Source organism: Streptomyces sp. LUP47B (assembly GCF_001746295.1).
Classification (GTDB): domain Bacteria; phylum Actinomycetota; class Actinomycetes; order Streptomycetales; family Streptomycetaceae; genus Streptomyces.
In genome coordinates, this window is sequence record NZ_MJAH01000032.1 from 1 (window position 1) to 22719 (window position 22719).

Below are 22719 nucleotides of genomic sequence, written 5' to 3' on the forward strand. Positions count from 1 at the left end.
ATGCCTGCGGTAGTGGTATCCGGTATTAGACCCCGTTTCCAGGGCTTGTCCCAGAGTGAAGGGCAGATTGCCCACGTGTTACTCACCCGTTCGCCACTAATCCCCACCGAAGTGGTTCATCGTTCGACTTGCATGTGTTAAGCACGCCGCCAGCGTTCGTCCTGAGCCAGGATCAAACTCTCCGTGAATGTTTACCGGTAATCCGGTCGACACACACGAGAGCGGAGCGACCACCGGAATAAGGCGGTCGCTCACAGCGTCCTCGCTGTGTTTTCTTCAAAGGAACCTCGCCACCGGAACAAGTCCGATGGACGGGGTATCAACATATCTGGCGTTGATTTTTGGCACGCTGTTGAGTTCTCAAGGAACGGATGCTTCCTTTGTACTCACCCTCTCGGGCTTTCCTCCGGGCTTTTCCCTTCGGTCTTGCGTTTCCGACTCTATCAGATCCTTTCGGGCCTGATTCCCTGTCGGCGGGGCCTTTCGACATTCACTACGTTAGCCGACTCCCTCGGCAACTCATAATCGAGTCCGCGAGTTCGAATTCAAACGTGCGAGCACGCCGAAGTCGCCCCCGCTGAGGGGATGTCGTAGGTAGTGGTTTGGCCGCTCTCGGCTGCTGGCGATCGCCGTAACCGGTTCAAGCGGCTCGGGCCACGTTACGCATCTTCCAAGAGCGAGTCAACTTGAGCGGCGCCTCGGCACATGGGCCCGATAGGGGCTCACCGTCGGATCATTGGCGATCCGGAACCGCCAGGGGTGCACGCCCCCGTCGCCGGCCACTCCGGTCCGCGGACCGTTGAGTACCTGGTCGGAGGCGACCGGGGTGCCGGTGAGCATCCTCAGAGGGGTCTCACCGGACGCGCACGCGTCCGTGCCGTCCAGGGCCCGGTCCACGCCCAGGGCTGTGGCCAGGCGGGCCGGCCCTTTGGCCAGTTCCGTGTCATTTCGGGCCGAGAGTCGACGTTTGCGCGCCAGATCCGCCCCTTCGAGGACCTCGCCGGCGCGGAGCAGGACGGCGCTCGCCCGGCCCTCCGGCCCGCACACCAGGTTCATGCAGAACCACATGCCGTAGGTGAAGTAGACGTACACATGCCCAGGCGGACCGAACATCACCTCGTTGCGGGCCGTGCGGCCGCGATAGGCGTGGGAGCCCGGGTCGTTCGGACCGTCGTAGGCCTCGACCTCTGTGAGGCGCACGGTGATCGGCCCGTCCGGAGTCGTGCGGACAAGCGTGCGGCCGAGGAGGTCGGGGGCGACTTCCAGTACAGGGCGGTCGAAGAACTCTCGTGGCAGTGGCGTACGGTCCGGGGGCGTGATCATGGCGTACGAGCGTAGTCCAGACGGGTGTGTGCCAAGGGGTGGTCAAGGGTTCGTCCGCTTGCCAGGGTGATGGCGCGGAACCGACCACGGCCGGATCGCGTTTGTAGGGATCAGGAATCCGCGCGTTCTTAAGAGGAGAGACATGGCGTTCAAGAAGCTGCTCGCGAGCCTGGGGGCCGGCGGGGCTTCGGTGGAGACGGTGCTGACCGAGGTCAACGTCGTCCCGGGTGGTGTCGTCCAGGGCGAGGTCCGGATCCAGGGTGGGTCCGTCGACCAGGAGATCGAGGGGCTGTCGGTCGGGCTCCAGGCCAAGGTCGAGGTCGAGAGCGGCGACCAGGAGTACAAGCAGGACATCGAGTTCACCAGGGTCTCGCTCGGCGGTGCCTTCACGCTTCAGGCGAACGCGGTGCACGCGGTGCCGTTCGGTCTGGAGATCCCCTGGGAGACGCCGATCACGACGATCGACGGCCAGGCGCTGCGCGGCATGAACGTCGGTGTGACCACCGAGCTGGCGATCGCGCGAGCCGTGGACTCCGGTGACCTGGACCCGGTCAGCGTGCACCCGCTGCCCGCGCAGAAGGCGATCCTGGACGCGTTCGTCCAGCTGGGCTTCCGTTTCAAGAACGCGGATCTGGAGCGCGGCCACATCCGTGGAACGCGGCAGCAGCTGCCGTTCTACCAGGAGATCGAGTTCTTCCCGCCGCAGCAGTATCGCGGGCTCAACCAGGTCGAGTTGAGCTTTGTCGCGGACGGCAACGCGATGGACGTCGTGCTGGAGATGGACAAGAAGCCGGGGCTGTTCAGCGAGGGCAGTGACACCTTCCGGTCCTTCCAGGTGGGTCTGCACGACTACCAGAGCACCGACTGGGCCGCCTACCTCAACCAGTGGCTGTCCGAGGTCGGCAGCAAGCGCAACTGGTTCTAGGCTCGGAACTGCTGATTCCGGTAATCGACCAGGAGGTACCGAGGTGACCGAGCTCAAGCGGCGGCCGCTCCCCCATGACTTCCATCCGCCCGTACCGTCGTTCACGGTGACGAGCGAGGACGTGCAGGACGGCGGCAAGCTCAAGGACGCTCAGGTCTACGCGGCCGACAACACCTCTCCGCAGCTGCGCTGGGAGGGTTTCCCGCCGGAGACCAAGAGCTTCGCCGTGACCTGCTACGACCCCGACGCGCCCACGGGCAGCGGGTTCTGGCACTGGGTCGTGTTCGACATCCCGGCCTCGGTGACCGAGTTGCCGGTGGGCGCGGGCGGCGGCAAGTTCGAGGGGCTGCCGGAGGGTGCCGTACAGGCGCGGAACGACTACGGGTCGAAGGGCTTCGGTGGGGCCGCTCCGCCGGCCGGGGACGGGCCGCACCGGTACGTCTTCACCGTGTACGCGGTGGACCAGGAGAGGCTCGGGCCCGATTCCGATGCCTCTCCTGCCGTTGTGGGTTTCAACCTGCGTTTCCACGCGATCGCGCGTGCTCACCTGATCGGTGAGTACGAGGTGCCCGCCGAAGACTGACGTTCACTGAGCGTTTGCCCGCCTCTGGTCTTGGAATTGATCAGGGGCGGGCACTTTTTATTGCGTTGTCCATCTCGGCGTGCCCGGCCAGAGTTGATCCAAGCCCAAGCCCGCCAAGGGGTGGGCCGGTGCGCACGGGAGGTGGGCTGGTATGCGGGACACGCTGGTACTCAACGCGAGCTTCGAGCCGCTGTCGACGGTGACGTTGAACCGAGCCGTCGTTCTGGTGCTTCAGGACAAGGCCGTCGTCGAGCAGTCCCACCCCGAACTGCGCATGCGCGGGGCCGCGGTCGACATACCGGCGCCCCGGGTGATCAGGCTGTGCAGGTATGTACGGGTGCCCTTCCGAAGACAAGCCCCATGGTCTCGGCGGGGTGTTCTGGTGCGTGACCGGAACAGGTGCGCGTACTGCGGGCGGCGGGCGACGACCGTGGACCACGTGGTGCCGCGGTCTCAGGGTGGTCAGGACACCTGGCTGAACACGGTGGCCTCCTGCGCGGAGGACAACCACCGCAAGGCGAACCGGACTCCGGCGGAGGCGGGGATGCCGTTGCTGCGGGAGCCGTTCGAGCCGACTCCGGCCGACGCGATGCTGCTGTCGCTGGGGCACGAGGACTTCTCCGCGCTGCCGGAGTGGTTGGCGCGGGACGCCGCCTGAGCATCTGCCGGCATCGGTTTGTTGGCGCGGGTTCGTCGTGGCTTGTCGCGCCCCGCGGCGGAGCCGCATGTCGATACAGCCCCGCGCCCCCAAGTACGTTGGGGCCCGCCTTCGTTGGGAAGGCGGGCCCCTTTGTCGTACGGGAATTCCTGTTTCAGTCGATCTTCGGGGTCTCCCGGCGGTCCGAGCCGCCGTTGCCTCCGCTCGAACCACCGCCGAAGTTGCCGAAGTTGCCCATGGCTCCGGAGAGGCCCTTGAGGGCGTCGCCGATTTCGCTGGGGACGATCCAGAGCTTGTTGGCGTCGCCCTCGGCGATCTTGGGGAGCATCTGGAGGTACTGGTACGACAGGAGCTTCTGGTCGGGGTCGCCGGCGTGAATCGCTTCGAACACCGTGCGGACCGCCTGGGCCTCGCCCTCGGCGCGCAGGGCCGCGGCCTTGGCCTCGCCCTCGGCGCGCAGGATCTGGGACTGCTTCTCACCTTCAGCGGTGAGGATCGCGGCCTGTCGCGTACCTTCGGCGGTGAGGATCGCGGCGCGCTTGTCACGGTCGGCGCGCATCTGCTTCTCCATCGAGTCCTGGATGGAGGTCGGGGGCTCGATGGCCTTCAGTTCCACGCGGTTGACGCGGATGCCCCACTTGCCGGTGGCCTCGTCGAGGACGCCGCGCAGGGCCGCGTTGATCTCCTCGCGGGAGGTCAGAGTGCGCTCCAGGTCCATGCCACCGATGATGTTGCGGAGCGTGGTGACGGTGAGCTGCTCGATGGCCTGGATGTAGCTGGCGACCTCGTAGGTCGCGGCCCGGGCGTCGGTCACCTGGTAGTAGATGACAGTGTCGATGTTGACGACCAGGTTGTCCTGGGTGATCACCGGCTGCGGCGGGAACGGCACGACCTGTTCACGCAGGTCGATGCGGTTGCGGATGGTGTCTATGAACGGGACGACGATGTTGAGGCCCGCGTTGAGTGTCCGCGTGTAGCGGCCGAACCGCTCCACGATCGCGGCACTCGCCTGCGGGATGACCTGGATCGTCTTGATGAGGGCGATGAAGACCAACACCACCAGGATGATCAAGACGATGATGACCGGTTCCATCGTGCTCCCCGTGCCCTTCTCTGCCTCGGCGTTCTCGGAAGATCTTATGGTTGTTGAAGATCTTGCTGGTCGAGTCTGACAGACCGTCCCGTAACTCGTGGTGCGTTCCGTTCAGTTGCATCCTGCGAGGTCACATGACGATCGCCGTGGCTCCCTCGATGTCCACGACATCCACTTCCTGGCCCGCTTCGTAGGCCCGGCCGGTGTCCAGAGATCGGGCCGACCAGACCTCGCCGGCGAGCTTGATCCGGCCGCCCGCGTGGTCGACGCGTTCCAGGACGACGGCCTGTTTCCCCTTCAACGCGTCGACGCCCGTGACGAGTTGGGGCCGCTGGGAGCGGTGCCGGGTCGCGATGGGTCGTACGACGGCGATGAGGGCCACCGAGACGACGGCGAAGACGAGCACCTGGACGACGATGTCACCGCCGAGTCCGGCCGCGATCGCGGCGGCGGCGGCGCCGACCGCGAGCATGCCGAACTCCGGCATCGCGGTCACCACGAGCGGGATTCCGAGCGCAGCCGCGCCGACAAGCCACCACACCCATGCGTCGATGTCGTTCACATGGGTCATGGTAGGTGCGGCAGACCGCTGCGGACAGGGCGCGATGGGGCGGGAAGGGGCTTCTTACCCGTGTTTTTGCGGGGACTTCACGTGATCACGACAGAGGCAGGCCCTGCGCGGTCCAGCGTTCGCCGACCTGCTCGACGACAAGGGGGAGGCCGAAGCAGAGAGAAAGGTTGCGGGAGGTGAGTTCGAGCTCCAGGGGGCCTGCGGCGAGCACCTTGCCCTGGCGGATCATGAGGACGTGGGTGAAACCGGGGGCGATCTCCTCGACGTGGTGGGTGACCATGAGCATCGAGGGGGCGATCGGGTCGCGGGCGAGCCGGCCGAGGCGGCGGACCAGGTCCTCGCGGCCGCCGAGGTCGAGGCCGGCGGCGGGCTCGTCGAGGAGGAGGAGCTCGGGGTCGGTCATCAGGGCGCGGGCGATGAGGGTGCGCTTACGCTCGCCCTCGGAGAGGGTGCCGAACTTCCGGTCCAGGTAGTCGGTCATGCCGAGGCGGTCGAGGAAGGCGCGGGCGCGCTGCTCGTCGATGTCCTCGTACTCCTCCTGCCAGCCCGCGGTCATGCCGTACGCCGCCGTCAGCACGGTCTCCAGGACGGTCTGGCGTTTGGGGAGCTTGTCGGCCATTGCGATGCCGGCCATGCCGATGCGGGGGCGCAGTTCGAAGACGTCGGTGCCGGGCTTGCCGAGGGTTTCGCCGAGGATGGTGGCGGTGCCCTTGCTGGGGTAGAGGTAGCTGGAGGCGAGGTTCAGGAGCGTGGTCTTGCCGGCGCCGTTGGGGCCGAGGATGACCCAGCGCTCGCCCTCCTTGACCGACCAGGAGACCTGGTCCACCAGAGCCCGGTCCTCACGGACCACGGATACGTCCTGAAGCTCCAGAACATCGCTCATGAGCGCGTTGTCTCCCCTTGCAGTGTGACCGGTGTCGGCGTCTCGGCTGTCGCGTGCGCGTTTTGGGCGCAGCCCTCGAAGAAATCTACGCCACCGGTCGGCCGCTCCCATCCATCGGTCCGGTCCTTAGGCTGGGGGCATGCTCTCGGAACCGCGCTCTGGACGCCTTGCCGCTTGGGGAAACAGTCTTTTGGCCGGACTTGTCTCGCCGGACGACGCCGTGCTGGCGATCGTCGGTGACGATGCCGTGCACCGGGTCGAAGGGCTGCCGGGTGAGACGGCGGCCGTCGGTCTGACGCTGGCGCTGGGGCGGCTGCGGTCGCTCGGCGTGACGGGTCTGCGGGTCGCGCTGCCCGCGCCCGGGCATCCGCTGGGGCTGAGCGGGCCGCCGGATTTCAACGCGCGGGCGTTGGAGGCGGAGGAGGCGGTGGTCTGTCACGGCGTCGCGCTGGGGCTGGTGCCGGAGGTGTACGAGGCCGGGCCGTCGGGTGATGTGCATGTCGAGGTGGTGTGGCATGTGCTGCCGGTGCGGGAGGCTCCGCCGGCGGACGTTCCCTCGCTGGGTGAGGCCGAGCGGGAGCTCGCGGAGGCGCTCCGGGAGGCGACCGAGGTGTTGTCGGGGCTGGACCTGGCCGGCTCGGGGCCGGTGGCGGAGGCGGCGATCGATGCGTACCGGGCCCGGGCCGAGCGGGGGCGGGAGGTTCTGGCGCCGGGGTATCCGCCTCGGGCGGTACGGGTGTTGGAGCTTGCTCAGCGGGTGGGTTTGTTGGTGTCGCTGGCCTATGAGAACGGGCACGGGGGTGCGGTCAGCTCCGCCGAGATGCGGGCTCGGGGGGAGGCGTTGCGGCCGGTGGAACGGACGGGGCGGCGGGCGCAGGTGGCTGCGTACAACGCGTATGTGGAGGAGTTGGAGCGAGGGGTGCGGTGAGCTGCGCCTGAGGATGTGCCTCGCTGTGCCGTCGTGCGGGTGCGGGTGGTTCGTGGCTGGTCGCGCAGTTCCCCGCGCCCCTGGGTGGGTGCAGCCGAGGCTCGCACGACCGCACCCAACTGCTTTTAGGGGCGCGGGGAGCAACACCAAGGGCCCCACAAGTCGCGTTGACTTATGAGGCCCCGTCGCTCAGACCCGACGTCAGTCGTTCGCGCCCGCGTTGCCGAAGGCGGGGTTGAGCGCGCCGATGAGGTTGGCGGTGTTGCCGACCACGTTGACCGGGACGTGCACCGGGACCTGGACGAGGTTGCCCGAGACGGCGCCCGGCGACTTCACGGCCGCGCCGTCGGCACCCGCGTCGGCGACAGCGGCACCGGCAGCGGCACCCGTGGCGATACCGGCGACGGTCAGGGCCACGGCAGCCTTCTTGGCGATGTTCATGAGAAGCGTTCCTCCTGCGTTTGCGAGTCCGACCCGGCCGAGGGTCGTGCGCTGATCAACGCGGCAGAGAGAAGGGACGGTACGCAGATACGAGCAGGAGTGCCCGTTCGGATCATTCGCACGACAAACGGACCGGCCTCCCGGGTGCGTGGCGCACCCGGGAGGCCGAAGTCACTGCCCGCTCGGGGGAAGTCAGTGGTTGACGCCGAGGTTGCCGAAGGCGGGGTTCAGCGCGCCGATGACGTTCACGCTGTTGCCGACCACGTTCACCGGGACGTGCACCGGGGCCTGGATGAGGTTGCCCGAGACGACGCCGGGCGAGCCCACGGCCTTGCCGTCGGCGTGCGCGTCGGTGGCGGAGGCCATGCCGGCGCCGGCTGCGACCAGTCCGCCGGCCACCATCGTCACGGCCGCTACCTTCTTCAGGTTCTTCACTTCTAAGCCCTCCCTAGCGATTGCCGCGGCAGCCGCCGCAGCACGCACTGGAGAACGGCGGAGATCCACGAAGGATGCGCCATCCGGGGGACATTCCCACGACGGTATGAATCTCAGTCCGGAGCGGAACCCTCCGTGTTGCCACGTGTCTCGTGGATCAACCGGCCACACCGTGACGAACCGCCCACAGGGCCGCCTGTGTCCGGTCCGCCAGGTCGAGTTTCATCAGGATGTTCGAGACGTGTGTCTTGACGGTCTTCTCGGAGAGGACCAGCGCCCGGGCGATCTCCCGGTTGGAGCGGCCGTCCGCGATCAGCCCGAGGACCTCGCGCTCCCGCTCGGTGAGTGAACCGCCTCTGCCGTGGCCGGAGTTGTTCTCCTCCTGGGACAACAGGGCGACGGCGACCTCGGGTTGGAGCAGGATGTGGCCGGCGTGCACGGAGCGGATGGCTCCGGCGAGGGCGTCGGGGTCGACGTCCTTGTAGACGTATCCGGCGGCGCCGGCGCGCAGGGCCGGGACCACGGTGCGCTGTTCGGTGAAGCTGGTGACGATCAGCACGCGCGCGGGGTTGTTCAGTTCGCGGAGCTTGCGCAGGGCGTCGATGCCGTCCATGCCCGGCATCTTGACGTCCATGAGGACGATGTCGGGCTTCAGTTCCTCCGCGCGCTCGACGCCCTCGGCGCCGTCGGCCGCCTCGCCCACGACCTCTATGTCGTCCTGCACTTCGAGGAAGGTGCGCAGGCCCCGGCGGACGACCTGGTGGTCGTCGACGAGCAGGACCTTGATCGCGTCAGCCACCGGGTACCTCCATCTCGATCGTGGTGCCCTTGCCGGGCGTCGATTCCACGGTCAGCTTGCCGCCGACCCCGCTGGTGCGGTCCCGCATGGAGACCAGACCCAGGTGGCGTCCCGCGCGGCGTACGGACTGCGGGTCGAAGCCGCCGCCGTCGTCCGTCACGCGCAGGACGGCTCCGCCGCCGCGCCGGTCCACGGTGACGTCGACGTGGGCCGCGCCCGAGTGCCGCAGCGCGTTGTGCAGGGCCTCCTGGGCCACGCGGAGCATGGCCTCCTCCTGGGCCGCGGGCAGCGCGCGGAAGCTGCGGGCGGCGAAGGTCACGCGCGCGGTGTGGGCGCGGTCCAGGACCTGGACGTGGGTGCGCAGGGTGGCGGTCAGACCGTCCTCGTCCAGGGCCGCGGGGCGCAACTCGACCACGGCGGCGCGCAGTTCGTCGGTGGCCTCGGCGGCGAGCGTGGCCACCTGCTGCATCTCGTCCTTGGCGCGGGAGGGGTCGCGGTCGACGAGGGCGGCGGCGGCCTGGGCGGTCAGGCGCAGGGAGAAGAGCTTCTGGCTGACCGCGTCGTGCAGTTCGTGAGCCAGGCGGGAGCGCTCCTCGGCGATGGTGAGCTCGCGGCTGCGTTCGTAGAGGCGGGCATTGGTGAGGGCGATCGCCGCGTGCTGGGCGAGGATCCCCAGGAGTTCCTCGTCCTCCTCGGTGAAGCCGCAACTGCCCTCGGGCTTCGGGCAGTTCTTGTTGGCGAGGAAGAGCGCGCCGATGACCTCGTCGCCGTCGCGGATCGGCAGGCCCAGGAAGTCGACCATATCGGGGTGGGCGGACGGCCAGCCCTCGAAGCGGGGGTCCTTGCGGACGTCGGCGAGGCGCTCGGGTGTGGCCTCGTGCAGCATCGCGGCGAGGATGCCGTGCTGGCGCGGGAGGGGGCCGATGGCCTTCCACTGGGCGTCGCTGACACCGTCGACCACGAACTGCGCGAAGCCGCCGTGGTCGTCGGGGACGCCCAGGGCGGCGTACTGCGCGTCGAGCAGCTCGCGGGCCGAGGAGACGATCGTCTTGAGGACGTCGCGCACCTCGAGGTGTCTGCTCATGGCCAGCAGCGCGGAGCTCACCGCGGCGAGGCCGGACCGGGGGCCTTGACTCATGACCTCAGAGTACGGGCGGGGTGTGACAGCGCGGATCGGTCCTGTGACGGCCCTGGGCTAGGGCGAGCGACCTAGGGCGAAGGGCCTCGCCGCTTTGCGGCCCGCGTCCGAGGCGGCCGGGACGGCTTCGTTCCTACGTTGGGGGCACGCCGATCAGGAGGCGTGGAGGACGAGGGGACGTGTGTCATGCCGGTAGCGATCATCACGGGGGCCTCGAAGGGGCTGGGACGGGCGCTCACCGAGGCGCTGGCCGCGCGGGGGTGGGACCTGGTGCTCGACGCGAGGACGGTGGAGGTCCTGAAGGAGACGGCGGCCGCGCTCACCGGGCACGGGATCCAGGTGACGGCTCTGCCGGGGGACGTCACGGACCCGGTGCACCGCTCGGAGCTGGTGGCCGCGGCCTGGCGGCTCGGTGGCGTGGATCTGCTGGTGAACAACGCGAGCGCGCTGGGCGCCGAGCCGCTGGTGCGGCTCGAGGGGCTGTCCCTGGACGGGCTGCGCCGCGCACTGGAGGTGAACGTGGTGGCCGCGCTGGGGCTGGTCCAGGAGGCGCTGCCGCTGTTGCGGGCGTCGGAGGCCGGCACGGTGATCACGGTGAGTTCGGACGCCGCCGCCGAGGCGTACGAGACGTGGGGCGGCTACGGGGCGTCGAAGGCCGCCCTGGACCACCTCGCGGCGGTGCTGGGCGAGGAGGAGCCGCGGCTGCGGGTGTGGGCCGTCGACCCCGGGGACATGGCGACGGACCTGTACGCGGCGGCCGTACCGGAGGACGGGGATCCGCGGCCGGAGCCGGCGAGCGTGGTGCCGGCCTTTCTGCGGTTGCTGGACGAGCGGCCGGCGAGCGGCCGGTACGGGGCGCCCTCGCTGCTGGAGGGGCGATGACGCTCGCGGTGCGCGTACGGGAGCTGTCGGCGCGGCTGCCCGCCGAGCAGCGCGGGCCGGGGCTCGACCGGGACGCCGTACGGCTGCTGGTGTCGCGGGGTACGGCGGTGTCGCACCACTCGTTCGGAGAGCTTCCGAAGCTGCTGCGGGCCGGGGACCTGCTCGTCGTGAACACCTCCCCCACGCTGGCCGCGGCCGTCGACGGGCGGATCGGGCACGCGCGTGTGGTGGTGCACTTCTCCACGCGCGGGGACGACGGCAGGTGGGCCGTCGAACTGCGGGATCCCGACGGAAGGGGCACCACGCGCGCGCGTGCGGGTGGGCCCGCGGGGACGGAGGTGCGGCTGCCCGGCGGCGGGCGGCTGGTGCTGGAGGAGGCGGTGAGCGAGCGTCTGTGGTGGGCGCGGGTGTGCGGCGGTGAGGTTCCCGGGCTGTTGCGGGAGCACGGGCGGCCCATTCGGTACTCCTATACGGAGCGTGACCAGCCGTTGTCCGTCTATCAGACGGTGTTCGCGCTGCCGTCGCCCGACGGGTCGGGCAGTGCGGAGATGCCCAGTGCGGCGCGTCCCTTCACCGCGCGGCTGGTGGCGGAGCTGGTGAGCCGGGGCGTGCAGTTCGCGCCGGTCACGCTGCACACGGGGGTGGCCTCGGCGGAGGCGCACGAGCCGCCGTACCCGGAGCGGTTCTCGGTGCCGGAGGCCTCCGCGCGGCTGATCAACGCGGTGCGGGCCGGGGACGGCAGGGTCGTCGCCGTCGGGACGACCGCCGTGCGGGCCGTGGAGTCGGCCGCCGGGGCCGACGGGGTCGTACGCGCGCGTGAGGGATGGACGGATCTCGTCGTGACCCCCGAACGCGGGGTGCGGGTGGTGAACGGGCTGCTGACCGGGCTGCACGAACCGGAGGCCTCGCATCTGCTGATGCTGGAGGCGGTCGCGGGGCGGGCGGCGGTCGACCGCGGCTACGAGGAGGCGCTGTGCCGGCGCTACCTGTGGCACGAGTTCGGGGACGTGCATCTGCTCCTCCCCGACAGGGGTTCTCACGCAGAGCATTGCTCAAGCAACTGCAAGTGAGAACGCTGTGCAGGTGGTGTGAGCCCGCGCATAGGGCGCAGATCACGTACGAAGAGACATAGGAGACAAAGGCTCCCGGCATGAACGGGAAAGACGTTCCAGTCTGTCCGTTTTTGTCCTCCCCCGGTCCACTATCCGGGGTCGTACGTCACACCTTTGCCCGGACGTTTTGCGCCAGCTAAGAATGGCCAACGTCGCTCAGCGCCGCGGATTCCGACCGCGGCGTTTGTGCCGGAAGCACCCGTGTCCAGCAGGACAGCGAGCGACCTCCCGCGCTATTCGAAGAGGTCCATCCCGCATGCCCAAGAACCCTTTCACCCGTGGTCATCGTCGCGAGCTGAGCAAGCGCCACAAGATCGCCGTCGCCGGCGTCGCCACGCTCGGTGCCGCCGCCGTCGTGTTCAGCGCGGTTCCGGGCAACGCGGAGACCACCACGTCCGAAGCCACCGTCTCCTCGGCCCCGGTGAAGTACTCCTCCGAGCAGCTCAAGATCCGCCAGGCCGACGTCAGCGAGCAGCTCGCCGCCAAGGCCCTGCAGAGCAAGGCCGCCGCAGAGGCCAAGGCAGCGAAGGCGCACGCCGAGGCGAAGGCCAAGGCCAAGGCCGCGGCCGCCGCGAAGAAGAAGGCCGCGCACGCCGCCGCAGCCAAGAAGGCCGCGCAGGCGCGCAAGGCCAAGGCCGCGAGCCGGGCCGCGCATCGCGCCAAGCTCAAGGCCGCGGTGCACAAGAGCTACGCCAACAACCTTGACGGCTGGATCAAGGAGTCCCTGGACATCATGAAGTCCAAGGGCATCCCGGGCTCCTACAACGGCCTGCACCGCAACATCCTCCGGGAGTCCTCGGGCAACCCGAACGCGATCAACAACTGGGACATCAACGCCATCAACGGCATCCCGTCGAAGGGTCTGCTCCAGGTCATCCCGCCGACGTTCCGGGCGTACCACGTCGCGGGCACGTCCTGGAACATCTACGACCCGGTCGCCAACATCACCGCCGCCGCGAACTACGCGGCCGACAAGTACGGCTCGATGGACAACGTGAACAGCGCGTACTGAGGCCGCGCGGACCTCTTCTACGCACAAGGGCGGCACCCTGTCGGGGTGCCGCCCTTCACCGTCGTACGACAGTGATCACTTGCGCATGACCTCGGGCTCGTGGCGGCGCAGGAAGCGGGCCACGAAGAAGCCGCAGACCACGCCGATGGCGATGAGGGCGATCATGTCGAGGCCCCAGACGCCGACGGTGTGGTTCCACAGCGGGTCGGTCGAGTCGCCCGGTTTGACGGGCGGGTTGACCTTGTTGAAGTCCAGCGTGGCGCCCGCGGCGGCGACCGCCCAGCGTGACGGCATCAGATACGAGAGTTCGTTGACGCCGAGCGTGCCGTGCAGGGTGAACAGACAGCCGGTGAAGACGACCTGGACGATCGCGAACATGACCAGCAGCGGCATGGTCTTCTCGGACGTCTTCACGAGGGCGGAGATGATCAGGCCGAACATCATCGAGGTGAACCCGAGGCCCATGATCGGCAGACACAGCTCCGCGAGGGTGGCGTTGCCGAGGACCAGGCCCTCCTTCGGGAGGCCACGGCTGGCGAAGCCGATGACGCCGACCAGCAGCCCTTGCAGGACGGTGATCACACCGAGCACGAACACCTTGGACATCAGGTACGCCGAGCGGGACAGCCCGGTGGCGCGCTCCCGTTCGTAGATGACCCGTTCCTTGATCAGTTCACGGACGGAGTTGGCGGCGCCGGCGAAGCAGGCGCCGACCGCCAGGATCAGCAGGACGGTGGTGGCCGTGCTGTTGGGTTCGGGGAGCTTCGTCCTGGGGTCGACCGGCTTGGGCAACAGCGGGTCGCCGAAGTCGATGAGCAGGCTCACCGCGCCGAGGACGAGCGGCAGGATCACCGTCAGGGCCAGAAAGCCCTTGTCGGACGCTATGACCGAGACATAGCGGCGCACCAGTGTCCCGAACTGGCCCACCCAGCCCTGCGGCTTCGGCGGTTTCATCGCCTGCATCGGCGGCAGCTGTACGGACTGTGCGGCAACGGCGTCGATGTCCGCGGCGTACATCTGGTAGTGCTGTGAGCCCTTCCAGCGTCCGGCCCAGTCGTAGTCGCGGTAGTTCTCGAAGGCGGAGAAGACGTCGGCCCAGGTGTCGTAGCCGAAGAAGTTCAGCGCCTCCTCCGGCGGGCCGAAGTAGGCGACCGCGCCGCCCGGGGCCATCACGAGGAGTTTGTCGCACAGCGCTAGTTCGGCGACGGAGTGGGTGACGACGAGGACCGTACGGCCGTCGTCGGCGAGGCCGCGCAGCAGCTGCATGACATCGCGGTCCATACCCGGGTCGAGGCCGGAGGTCGGCTCGTCCAGGAAGATCAGGGACGGCTTGGTGAGCAGCTCCAGGGCCACGGAGACGCGCTTGCGCTGGCCGCCGGAGAGGGAGGTGACCTTCTTCTCCTTGTGGACGTCGAGCTTCAGCTCGCGCAGCACCTCGTCTATGCGCGACTCGCGCTCGGCGCCGGTGGTGTCGGCCGGGAAGCGGAGTTTGGCCGCGTACTTGAGGGCCTTCTTGACGGTCAGCTCCTTGTGCAGGATGTCGTCCTGCGGGACCAGACCGATGCGCTGGCGCAGCTCGGCGAACTGCTTGTAGAGGTTGCGGTTGTCGTAGAGGACGTCGCCCTGGTTGGCGGGCCGGTAGCCGGTGAGTGCCTTGAGCAGCGTCGACTTGCCGGAACCGGACGGTCCGATGACCGCGATCAGAGACTTCTCCGGGACGCCGAAGGAGACGTCCTTGAGGATCTGCTTGCCGCCGTCGACCGTGACCGTCAGATGGCGCGCGGAGAACGTCACCTCACCGGTGTCGACGAACTCCTCGAGGCGGTCGCCGACGATCCGGAACGTGGAGTGGCCGACGCCGACGATGTCGCTCGGGCCGAGCATCGTCGAGCCGCCCTTGGGGATCGGCTGGCCGTTGACGTACGTGCCGTTGTGGGAGCCGAGGTCGCGGATCTCCATGCGGCCGTCGGGCGTCGAGTGGAACTCCGCGTGGTTGCGGGAGACCTGCAGGTCGGAGACGACCAGGTCGTTCTCCAGAGCACGGCCGATGCGCATGATGCGGCCGATGGTGAACTGGTGGAACGTGGTCGGGCTGCGGTCGCCGTAGACCGGCGGCGCGCCCGCGCCCGCGCCGGGGCCCTGCTGCTGCGGGATCTTCTGCGGCGGCTGGTGCGAGTACGGCTGCGGCTGTTGCTGGGGCTGTGGCCAGCCGGACGGCGAGGCCTGCTCAGGGTGCGCGTGCGGTGCCTGCTGTGGTGACTGCTGCGGTGTCTGCTGGGCCCAGCCGGGGTTCGCGCTCTGCGCGACGAACGGCTGCTGCCGGGGCTGGGGCTCGGCGACCGGGGCCGCGGTGCCGGACAGGCTCAGCAGCGGGCCGTCGCTCGCGTTGCCGAGGTGGACCGCCGTGCCGGGGCCGATGTCCCTCTGATGGATCCGCTGGCCCAGCACGAACGTGCCGTTGGTGCTGCCGTGGTCCTCGATGACCCAACCGCGCCCGCTCCAGCTGATCGTGGCGTGCCGCCAGGACACCCTGGCGTCGTCGAACACGATGTCCCCCTGCGGATCGCGTCCAAGGCTGTACGGCCTGGACGGATCGAGCGTCCAGGTACGTCCATTCGCTTCCAGTACGAGTTCCGGCACTCCAAGCCCCACTGAGTAGTCCCCCGAATTGCCCCCGTCACAGGGAGTGTAGGGATGTCGAACATCGTCGGGAACTATTTCAGGATCCACCTCCTGACCGAAAGTCGAGCCCTGAGAACACCACGTTCGCGCGCTTCGGCCGGTTCCGTTGACGGGGTTGAAACCGACCCGGAGAGTGGGTAATCCACGCGAGGGGGACGAGCGCGGTCTTGTCCGTGCCGCGGATCGGGGGGTCTGCCATGAGTGCGTCCATGAGCGCCGAGACGGCGAAGCACGGCGTGAGGCTGCCGTGGGGTGACATCCTGCTGTCCGCCATAGCCTCCGTGAGCTGGGCGTTGATCGGGATGGCGGGCGTGGCCGCGCTCGGTCTGCATCTGCTGGAGGCCGATTCCGCGGCCTCGCTGGGGCCGATGACCGCGGCGGTTGTGGCCCTTGCGGCGGGTGGTTCGGTGACACCCTCCGGTGACGTGTCCGCGTTCGGGCTGACGGGGGCGCAGGCGGCCACCGCCATCGAGATCACGCCACTGGGCGTCAGTCTGGTCGGCGCGGTGCTTTTGTCCTGGTTCTTCCTGCGGTCCCTGCGGGGCGCCGGAGCGGTGATCGCGCCGTCGGAACTCCTCGCGCGCGGGGGCTCGGTGGTCGCGTTGTTCACGGCGATGATGGGCGGGCTGGCCTGGGCGGGGCACGACGTCATCACGATCGACGGGGGCGCGCTGGGGCTCGACAAGCTGCCCGGCGCGGGCGGGAGCGGCGGCCTCGACATCCCCGGACTGGGGGACGTCGGGGACATCGGCGGGCTGCTGCCCGGCCGGATCGGCGACCTCGTCGACGCGAAGGCCGCGGTCGGCTTCACGGTGGACACCGCGCCGACGCTGCTCGGCGGGCTCGGCTGGTCGGCCGGGATCCTGCTGGTCGCGCTGCTGGCGTCCCGCCGTACGCCGCTGCCGCGCGGCTGGGAGGCCGTGCACCGCGTGGTACGGCCGGCCGTGTCCGCCGTCGTGACGGTGCTGCTGGTCGCGGTGGCCGCGGGGCTCGCGGCGGCGGCGTACGCGGCGATCGGCGACGACCACCCCAAGCGGATCGCGGGAGCGGCGCTGCTCGGGGCGCCGAACGGGGTGTGGCTGGGCATCCCCATCGGCCTGTTCGTCCCCTTCGACGGCCGGGCCACGGGCGTGCTGACGAACTTCCTCCCGGACCCCCTGGACCGACTCCTCAACTCGGACTCCGACCAGTCGGTGTCCCTGGGACGCCTGGCGGAGCTGGACGGGCGGGTGTGGCTGCTTGGGGTGGCCGCGGCGCTGATGATGCTGCTGGCGGGGGTGCTTACCGCTGTGCGGACGCCGGTGGGGGTTCGGGGGGATGCGGTGGTTGGTGGTGGGGCTGCTGGGGCGGGTGACGGGCGGGGGTGGGGTTCCGGTGCTGCGGGTGCAGGCCGGGGATGGAGCCACGGTTCCGCGGGGGTGACGGGAGCGCCCGATGGTGGAGCTGCTGGGGCTGGTGGCGGGCGCGGGTGGAGCTCCGGTTCCGCGGGGGCGGCGGAGGCGGGCTCTGAGGTCGTACGGGATCCTGGGGCGCTTCGTTTCGCGGGGCGGTGTGCGGTGCGGCTGGGGCTGGCCACCGCGTTGGCGCTGCCGTTGCTCGCCTGGCTGACGGAGGTGTCGGTGGACGCCTCGCTGTCGGTGCTGGGGTTCGACGCCTTCGGCGCCGGGGTCCGGTTGCGGGGGCAGCTCGGCATGGCACTGCTGCTCGGGGCGCTGTGGGGCGCGGGTGCGGGCGCCGCGGGGGCGTTGCTGGCCCGGGCGACGGGGGCGGCGGGGTCCCGGGCGGCGGGGCTGGCACTGGGTGACTTGGCAGGGGGCGGTGCGAGGGCAGGGGCTGTGGGAGTGCAGTCGGTTGGGCCTGCCGGGGGTTCACCGTATGGCGCTGCGGGTGGGGCGTATCAGCGGGCGGACGGGCCGTATGGGAGTGGGGGCGGGCCCGGTGGGGCGGGGGGCCCGGCCTATGGGAGTGGGAGCGGGACGGGCGGGAGTGGGGGTCCGGCCCACGGAAGCGGCGCCGGACCGTACGACAGCGGGGGCGCCGCCCACGGGAGCCGAGGCGGGCGGGGCGGGAACGAGGGCGCGGCCTACGGGAGCGGAAGCGGGAGGAGCGCGAGTGAGGCTCAGGCCCACGGGAGCGGCTCCGGAGCGCACGAGAGTGGAGGCGCCGCCCACGGGAGCCGAGGCGGGCCAGACGGGAACGAGGGCGCGGCCTACGGGAGCGGAACGGACGGGAGTGGGGCTCAGGCCCGCAGAAGTGACGCCGGACCGTACGAAAGCCGAGGCGCCGCCTACCAGAGTCGAGGCGGGCCAGGCGGAAGCGAGGGCGCGGCCTACGGGAGCGGAAGCGAGACGGGCGCGAGTGAGGCTCCGGCCCACGGGAGTGGCCCCGGACCGTACGACAGCGGAGGCGCCGCCTATCGGAGTGACGCCGGGCCGCGCCGAAGTGGTGGTGGGGCGGAGCGGTACGGCGGAGAGGCGGGGGCCTACGGCGGTGAGGCGGGGCCGCATGGCCGGGAGGCGGGGCGCCCTGGCCGAGAGGCGGGCCCACGTGGCCGAGAAGCGGAGTCCTACGAGGGTGGGCCAGGGCACTACGGCAGTGAGCCGGAGTCATACGGCAGTGAGCCGGGCCCCTACGTGCAGGGGGCGCCTCATCGGCCTCCGAACCCGGCGACGAACCCGTATCTGCGGGTGCCGGATGAGTTGCAGGGGCCCGAGGATGCGCGGCCCGGTGGCGACGGTTGGCAAGGGCCGGCGCCTGAGGACGGTCCGCGAGAACCGGACTCCCGGCCGTCGGGCGAACCGCGTCGGCCCGTGGGGTCACCACCGTCCGGCAACGTCTACGGCGCCCCCACGGTGGCCCGACCGATCGACGAGCCCCCTCGTTCACCGCAACGCCCTCCCAGGCAGCGCCCGGGTGGCCGACGATCGTCCTCCGGGGACGAGGCCCGTCAGTCGCCACCACCGCCTCCTCCCCCACCACCGCCACCGCCGCCGGGGAAGCCGAAGGGGCGGCGCTGATACGGCGCCTGCCGCAGGGCCTGGTCCGAGCGCGGGGCCTGTGGGGGGACGGCGTGGGTCGCCACCCCGGCGTTCCCGGCGAGAGCCGGCCGTTCCCACCGTGCGGTGAGGTCGTTCGGAGCCGGCACCCTCGCGGGGGCGTAGGACACGGCCGGTCGCCGTCTGCATCCCTGGCCGGAAGGCTGGGCGTCTCGGGAGCGTAGGAAGGCGGGTCGCTGCCGACCACCGGACCGGGACCCCTCCCCCGGCGACCGACTCCCACGCCCGCCGCACCCAAGCCGTGTCCCGTATGTAAGGATCTCGCCACCCGCCCGACACCGAGTGTTCCGTGTCCGTCAGACGGACCGCGGGCGCAGAGGCACTGGGTGCCGGATACGGTGGGAACACCATGAGCGCTTCACAGACCTCGTCCTCCGACGTCCCCACCCTTCTCGTCAAGATCTTCGGGAAGGACAGGCCGGGCATCACGGCCGGCCTCTTCGACACCCTTGCCGCGTACTCGGTCGACGTGGTCGACATCGAGCAGGTCGTCACGCGTGGCCGAATGGTGCTGTGCGCGCTCGTGACCGCGCCGCCCCGCGCGCTGGAGGGCGACCTGCGGGCGACCGTCCACAGCTGGGCCGAGTCGATCAAGATGCAGGCCGAGATCATCTCCGGTCTCGGCGACAACCGGCCGCGAGGCCTGGGGCGTTCCCTGGTCACCGTGCTCGGTCACCCGCTCACCGCGGAGGCCACCGCCGCGATCGCCGCCAAGATCGCCAAGGCGGGCGGCAACATCGACCGTATCTTCCGGCTGGCCAAGTATCCGGTCACGGCCGTCGAGTTCGCGGTGTCCGGCGTGGCGACCGAAGCGCTGCGCACCGCGCTCGTCACGGACGCCGCCAAACTCGGCGTCGACGTGGCCGTCGTCGCGGCCGGTCTGCACCGCCGGGCCCAGCGGCTCGTCGTCATGGACGTGGACTCCACGCTCATCCAGGACGAGGTGATCGAGCTCTTCGCCGCGCACGCCGGCTGCGAGGACGAGGTCGCCGAGGTGACCGCGGCCGCGATGCGCGGCGAGCTGGACTTCGAGCAGTCGCTGCACGCGCGCGTGGCGCTGTTGGAGGGGTTGGACGCTTCGGTCGTCGACAAGGTGCGCTCCGAAGTGCGGCTGACGCCGGGCGCGCGGACCCTGATCCGTACGCTGAAACGGCTTGGCTTCCAAGTGGGTGTCGTCTCGGGCGGGTTCACCCAGGTCACCGACGACCTCCAAGACCGGCTGGGGCTGGACTTCGCCCAGGCCAACACGCTGGAGATCGTCGACGGGAAGCTGACGGGCAAGGTCACCGGGGAGATCGTGGACCGCGCGGGCAAGGCGCGGTTGCTGCGCCGGTTCGCCGCCGAGGCGGGGGTGCCGCTGTCCCAGACGGTGGCGATCGGCGACGGCGCCAATGACCTGGACATGCTCAACGCGGCCGGACTCGGGGTCGCCTTCAACGCCAAGCCGGTGGTGCGGGAGGCCGCGCACACGGCGGTGAACGTGCCCTTCCTGGACACGGTGCTGTACCTGCTGGGCGTCACCCGCGAAGAGGTCGAGGCGGCGGACGCGCACGAGGAGGACTGAGCGGCACATCGGCAGGGCCCGGCACCGTGACGGTGCCGGGCCCTGCCGTGTCACACGCGGTGGGAGGTCGCCGTCAGTCGGACGGCGCCCAGTAGTCGGCGAGGGTGGCCACGCCCGGCTCCAGGGACTTCCAGGGACCGCTGAACGACAGGACGGCGAAGGCGGCGGCCGGGAAGCCGCGCGCGCTCATCCGCCGGCGGGCGTCATCCTCGGCGGCGCCGGCGAGGACATCGGCGAGACCCTGCACACCCGGGTTGTGGCCGATCAGGACGACGTTCTGCATGTCGTCCGGGGTCTCGTTCAGCACGGCGATCAGCTCGCCGGGAGAGGCCTCGTAGATCCGCTCCTCGTAGACCGTTTTCGGCCGGTGCGGGAACTCCTGCACGGCGAGCTTCCAGGTCTCACGGGTCCGGGTCGCGGTGGAGCAGAGGGCCAGGTCGAAGGGGATGCCGGAGTCGACCAGTCGTCGTCCGGCCTCCGCTGATTCTTTGCGGCCACGGTCGGCGAGCGGCCGCTCATGATCGGTCACCTGCGGCCAGTCGGCTTTCGCATGCCGGAAAAGGACAATCCTGCGGGGTTCTGCGACGCTCATGGGATCCAGCTTCGCACGAAACAGGCCATGGGGCGCAGGGAGTTGACGGGCGGCTTTATGGGTGCTCAGCGCGCTATCAGCTGCTGTACACGCTCCAGGAACTGGGTGACGGCCGGGTCGCCGGAGGCCGCGTGCGCGTCGGCGGGGTTGAGGATGAGGGCCAGGAGCACCACGAAGGCAAGTGTCGGCAGGGCGAGGGCCCACCAGGGCAGCCGGATGTCGACGCCGCCCCGGGACGCCGGGTGGGGCGGGGTGTGCGTAGGGGCCGACATGGGTGCCTCCGCTGTCTTCGAGTGGCCGGTGGGCGGTGACCGGTGTGGCGCGGTCACATCTCGAAGTTACGGAACCGGGGGCCCTCAACCCATCCGGAGATCCACCCAGTTGACCCTGACACTCACCCCCTAGGGGACAGGGGGTTAACCCCACCGTCGGACCGGGGAAACGGGTGTCCGGATCAGGGCGAGGCGATCGTCGCGATGATCGCGATGACGATGAAGATGGCGAAGAACGAGCCGAAGACCAGCAGCATCTTCTTCTGGCCGTTCTGGGGATTCGGATCGAGCACTGGCATACGGCCAGTCTCGCACCCCGGTCTCTTGCCGAAACTGCCGGGGTGACCTCACCGGGCCGCCTCGTCCTCCACCGTGCGGTCGCGGCCCGCGAGCACCCCGACCGCCATCTGCGGGATCATCAGGCCGACCATGAGCGCGATCGGCAGGCCCCAGCCGCCGCTGTGCTGGTACAGCACACCCACCAGGAGCGGTCCGGGGATGGAGATCAGATAGCCGGTGCTCTGTGCGAAGGCGGACAGTTGGGCCACGCCCGCGCCGGTCCTTGCCCGCATCCCGACCATGGTGAGGGCCAGCGGGAAGGCGCAGTTGGAGACGCCGAGCAGAACGGCCCAGGCCCAGGCGCCGGCGGCCGGGGCGAGGTACAGGCCCGCGTATCCGGCGAGACCGCAGGCGCCGAGCGCGATCACGATCGGGCCCTGGTGCGGCAGCCGCGTGGCCAGGCGCGGGATGACGAAGGCCAGCGGGACGCCCATCACCATCGTGACCGCCAGCAGCAGCCCTGCGGTGCCGGCGGACACGCCCGCGTCCCGGAAGATCTGCGCCATCCAGCCCATGGTGATGTAGGCGGCGGTGGCCTGGAGCCCGAAGAACACGGCGAGCGCCCAGGCGGTCCGGCTCCGGGTGATCCGCAGCGTGGGCGGCTCCACCCGCGCGTGCACCTGCCGGACCGGGCCCGCCCCGTCCACGCGCGCGTGGACATGCGTCAAGACCTCTTGCCCGGCCTCCCGCTCCGCCGGGGCGGCTCCCCGGTCCCGCACGAGCGGGATCCAGGGCAGTACGGCCGCCGCGGCCAGGCCCGCCCACACCGCGAGCCCGGACTGCCAGCTCCCGCCCAGTGCCTCGGTCACCGGCACGGTCACGGCGGCCGCGGCGGCGGTGCCGAGAGCGAGGGCCATCGAGTACAGGCCGGTCATGGAGCCGACCCGGTCGGGGAACCAGCGCTTGACGATGACCGGCATCAGGACGTTGCTGACGGCGATGCCCATGAGGGTGAGTGCGCTGGCGGCCAGGAAGCCCGCCGTGGAGCCCGTGTACGGCCGTATGAGCAGACCTGCCGTGATGGCGACCATGCCCGCGCACACCACTGCCCCCGCGCCGAAACGGCGGGCCAGACGCGGGGCCATGACACCGAAGACGGCGAAGCACAGCGGGGGCACCGAGGTGAGCAGGCCGGCCATGCTGCCGCTCATGCCGAGTCCGTCGCGCACCTCTTCGAGGAGGGCGCCGAAACTGGTGATGGCGGGGCGGAGGTTGAGAGCGGACAGCACGATGCCGACGACGACCAGGCGCACGGCCCACGCGCGCGTGGCGGGCACCAGGGGTTCCCCATCGGGCGGGGTCGCGGAACTGCGTGCGGTCGTGGACTTCAGTGTCCGGGTTTCCTCGCTTGCCATGCCACCCATCATAGAATCATGGGATGATTGGTTGTCCATCCCCGGGGCGTCCTCGTTCGTCCCGCCCGTGCGAAGG

The 22719-nt window shown here is 70.0% G+C and carries 22 protein-coding genes and 1 rRNA gene; 9 read left to right on the forward strand and 14 right to left on the reverse strand.

Going from position 1 to position 22719, the window contains the following annotated elements; all coding sequences use genetic code 11:
• Together BFN33_RS47215 and BFN33_RS47220 are read right to left on the reverse strand one after the other, a co-directional pair.
• A 16S ribosomal RNA gene (locus tag BFN33_RS47215) occupies nucleotides 1-188 on the reverse strand; the annotation flags it as partial.
• A 493-nt stretch (nucleotides 189-681) separates the two neighbouring features.
• Complete coding sequence (locus BFN33_RS47220) at nucleotides 682-1323, reverse strand: DNA-3-methyladenine glycosylase (RefSeq protein ID WP_069766402.1); 642 nt, start codon at nucleotides 1321-1323, stop codon at nucleotides 682-684.
• Between the two features lie 142 nt (nucleotides 1324-1465).
• Between BFN33_RS47220 and BFN33_RS47225 the strand changes: the two genes are divergently transcribed.
• The 3 genes from BFN33_RS47225 to BFN33_RS47235 all read left to right on the forward strand — a co-directional run bounded on the left by BFN33_RS47225 (nucleotide 1466) and on the right by BFN33_RS47235 (nucleotide 3489).
• Complete coding sequence (locus BFN33_RS47225) at nucleotides 1466-2248, forward strand: sporulation protein (RefSeq protein ID WP_069766403.1); 783 nt, start codon at nucleotides 1466-1468, stop codon at nucleotides 2246-2248.
• Between the two features lie 43 nt (nucleotides 2249-2291).
• Nucleotides 2292-2831: a YbhB/YbcL family Raf kinase inhibitor-like protein gene (locus BFN33_RS47230; RefSeq protein WP_069766404.1), complete on the forward strand. Its 540-nt coding sequence runs from the start codon at nucleotides 2292-2294 to the stop codon at nucleotides 2829-2831.
• 151 nt (nucleotides 2832-2982) lie between these two features.
• Nucleotides 2983-3489, forward strand: a complete 507-nt coding sequence (locus BFN33_RS47235) for an HNH endonuclease (protein ID WP_069766405.1) — start codon at nucleotides 2983-2985, stop codon at nucleotides 3487-3489.
• Between the two features lie 154 nt (nucleotides 3490-3643).
• On the opposite strand, the gene BFN33_RS47240 is transcribed toward BFN33_RS47235, so the two are convergent.
• The 3 genes from BFN33_RS47240 to BFN33_RS47250 form a co-directional block, all read right to left on the reverse strand.
• On the reverse strand, nucleotides 3644-4582 hold the full coding sequence (locus BFN33_RS47240; RefSeq protein ID WP_069766406.1) for an SPFH domain-containing protein: 939 nt from the start codon (nucleotides 4580-4582) through the stop codon (nucleotides 3644-3646).
• Between the two features lie 130 nt (nucleotides 4583-4712).
• The gene (locus tag BFN33_RS47245) at nucleotides 4713-5144 is read right to left on the reverse strand and encodes an NfeD family protein (RefSeq protein WP_069766407.1); all 432 of its coding nucleotides are present in this window, start codon (nucleotides 5142-5144) and stop codon (nucleotides 4713-4715) included.
• 94 nt (nucleotides 5145-5238) lie between these two features.
• Nucleotides 5239-6036 carry an ABC transporter ATP-binding protein gene (locus BFN33_RS47250; protein WP_057618172.1) on the reverse strand — a complete coding sequence of 266 codons (798 nt, stop codon included), beginning with the start codon at nucleotides 6034-6036 and terminating at the stop codon, nucleotides 5239-5241.
• 139 nt (nucleotides 6037-6175) lie between these two features.
• Between BFN33_RS47250 and BFN33_RS47255 the strand changes: the two genes are divergently transcribed.
• Nucleotides 6176-6964: a hypothetical protein gene (locus BFN33_RS47255; protein ID WP_079141421.1), complete on the forward strand. Its 789-nt coding sequence runs from the start codon at nucleotides 6176-6178 to the stop codon at nucleotides 6962-6964.
• Nucleotides 6965-7165: 201 nt separating this feature from the next.
• On the opposite strand, the gene BFN33_RS47260 is transcribed toward BFN33_RS47255, so the two are convergent.
• The 4 genes from BFN33_RS47260 to BFN33_RS47275 form a co-directional block, all read right to left on the reverse strand.
• Nucleotides 7166-7405, reverse strand: a complete 240-nt coding sequence (locus BFN33_RS47260; RefSeq protein WP_069766409.1) for a chaplin family protein — start codon at nucleotides 7403-7405, stop codon at nucleotides 7166-7168.
• 192 nt (nucleotides 7406-7597) lie between these two features.
• Complete coding sequence (gene chpE, locus BFN33_RS47265) at nucleotides 7598-7840, reverse strand: chaplin ChpE (RefSeq protein ID WP_069766410.1); 243 nt, start codon at nucleotides 7838-7840, stop codon at nucleotides 7598-7600.
• A 157-nt stretch (nucleotides 7841-7997) separates the two neighbouring features.
• Nucleotides 7998-8639, reverse strand: a complete 642-nt coding sequence (locus BFN33_RS47270) for a response regulator transcription factor (RefSeq protein WP_069766411.1) — start codon at nucleotides 8637-8639, stop codon at nucleotides 7998-8000.
• On the reverse strand, nucleotides 8632-9777 hold the full coding sequence (locus BFN33_RS47275; RefSeq protein ID WP_069766412.1) for a GAF domain-containing sensor histidine kinase: 1146 nt from the start codon (nucleotides 9775-9777) through the stop codon (nucleotides 8632-8634). Before BFN33_RS47275 ends, BFN33_RS47270 begins: the two co-directional genes overlap by 8 nt.
• A gap of 186 nt (nucleotides 9778-9963) precedes the next feature.
• On the opposite strand from BFN33_RS47275, the gene BFN33_RS47280 reads away from it, so the two are divergent.
• The 3 genes from BFN33_RS47280 (at nucleotide 9964) to BFN33_RS47290 (ending at nucleotide 12783) form a co-directional block, all read left to right on the forward strand.
• On the forward strand, nucleotides 9964-10659 hold the full coding sequence (locus BFN33_RS47280; protein ID WP_069766453.1) for an SDR family oxidoreductase: 696 nt from the start codon (nucleotides 9964-9966) through the stop codon (nucleotides 10657-10659).
• A complete protein-coding gene (locus BFN33_RS47285; RefSeq protein WP_069766413.1) occupies nucleotides 10656-11729 on the forward strand; it encodes an S-adenosylmethionine:tRNA ribosyltransferase-isomerase in 1074 nt (357 codons plus the stop codon). The genes BFN33_RS47280 and BFN33_RS47285 overlap by 4 nt, the downstream gene beginning before the upstream one ends.
• Nucleotides 11730-12027: 298 nt before the next feature.
• Nucleotides 12028-12783 carry a transglycosylase SLT domain-containing protein gene (locus BFN33_RS47290; RefSeq protein ID WP_069766414.1) on the forward strand — a complete coding sequence of 252 codons (756 nt, stop codon included), beginning with the start codon at nucleotides 12028-12030 and terminating at the stop codon, nucleotides 12781-12783.
• Nucleotides 12784-12858: 75 nt separating this feature from the next.
• Here the strand turns inward: BFN33_RS47290 and BFN33_RS47295 are convergent, their stop codons facing one another.
• Nucleotides 12859-15423, reverse strand: a complete 2565-nt coding sequence (locus BFN33_RS47295) for an FHA domain-containing protein (RefSeq protein WP_069766415.1) — start codon at nucleotides 15421-15423, stop codon at nucleotides 12859-12861.
• Between the two features lie 239 nt (nucleotides 15424-15662).
• Here BFN33_RS47295 and BFN33_RS55135 point away from each other — a divergent pair, with 239 nt between their 5' ends.
• Entirely contained in the window at nucleotides 15663-18482 is a 2820-nt protein-coding gene (locus BFN33_RS55135) for a streptophobe family protein (protein ID WP_305144245.1), read from the forward strand.
• A gap of 388 nt (nucleotides 18483-18870) precedes the next feature.
• The gene (gene serB, locus BFN33_RS47305; RefSeq protein ID WP_069766454.1) at nucleotides 18871-20085 is read left to right on the forward strand and encodes a phosphoserine phosphatase SerB; all 1215 of its coding nucleotides are present in this window, start codon (nucleotides 18871-18873) and stop codon (nucleotides 20083-20085) included.
• A 73-nt stretch (nucleotides 20086-20158) separates the two neighbouring features.
• Here the strand turns inward: serB and BFN33_RS47310 are convergent, their stop codons facing one another.
• The 4 genes from BFN33_RS47310 to BFN33_RS47320 form a co-directional block, all read right to left on the reverse strand.
• Nucleotides 20159-20677, reverse strand: a complete 519-nt coding sequence (locus BFN33_RS47310; protein ID WP_069766416.1) for a histidine phosphatase family protein — start codon at nucleotides 20675-20677, stop codon at nucleotides 20159-20161.
• 65 nt (nucleotides 20678-20742) lie between these two features.
• Nucleotides 20743-20949: a hypothetical protein gene (locus BFN33_RS47315; protein WP_069766417.1), complete on the reverse strand. Its 207-nt coding sequence runs from the start codon at nucleotides 20947-20949 to the stop codon at nucleotides 20743-20745.
• A 182-nt stretch (nucleotides 20950-21131) separates the two neighbouring features.
• Nucleotides 21132-21248, reverse strand: coding sequence for an SGM_5486 family transporter-associated protein (locus BFN33_RS55140; RefSeq protein WP_088245544.1), 117 nt, complete (start codon nucleotides 21246-21248; stop codon nucleotides 21132-21134).
• Between the two features lie 48 nt (nucleotides 21249-21296).
• Nucleotides 21297-22655 (reverse strand): CynX/NimT family MFS transporter, encoded by a 1359-nt coding sequence (locus BFN33_RS47320; RefSeq protein ID WP_069766418.1) that lies wholly within the window; start codon nucleotides 22653-22655, stop codon nucleotides 21297-21299.
• Nucleotides 22656-22719 lie beyond the last annotated feature (64 nt).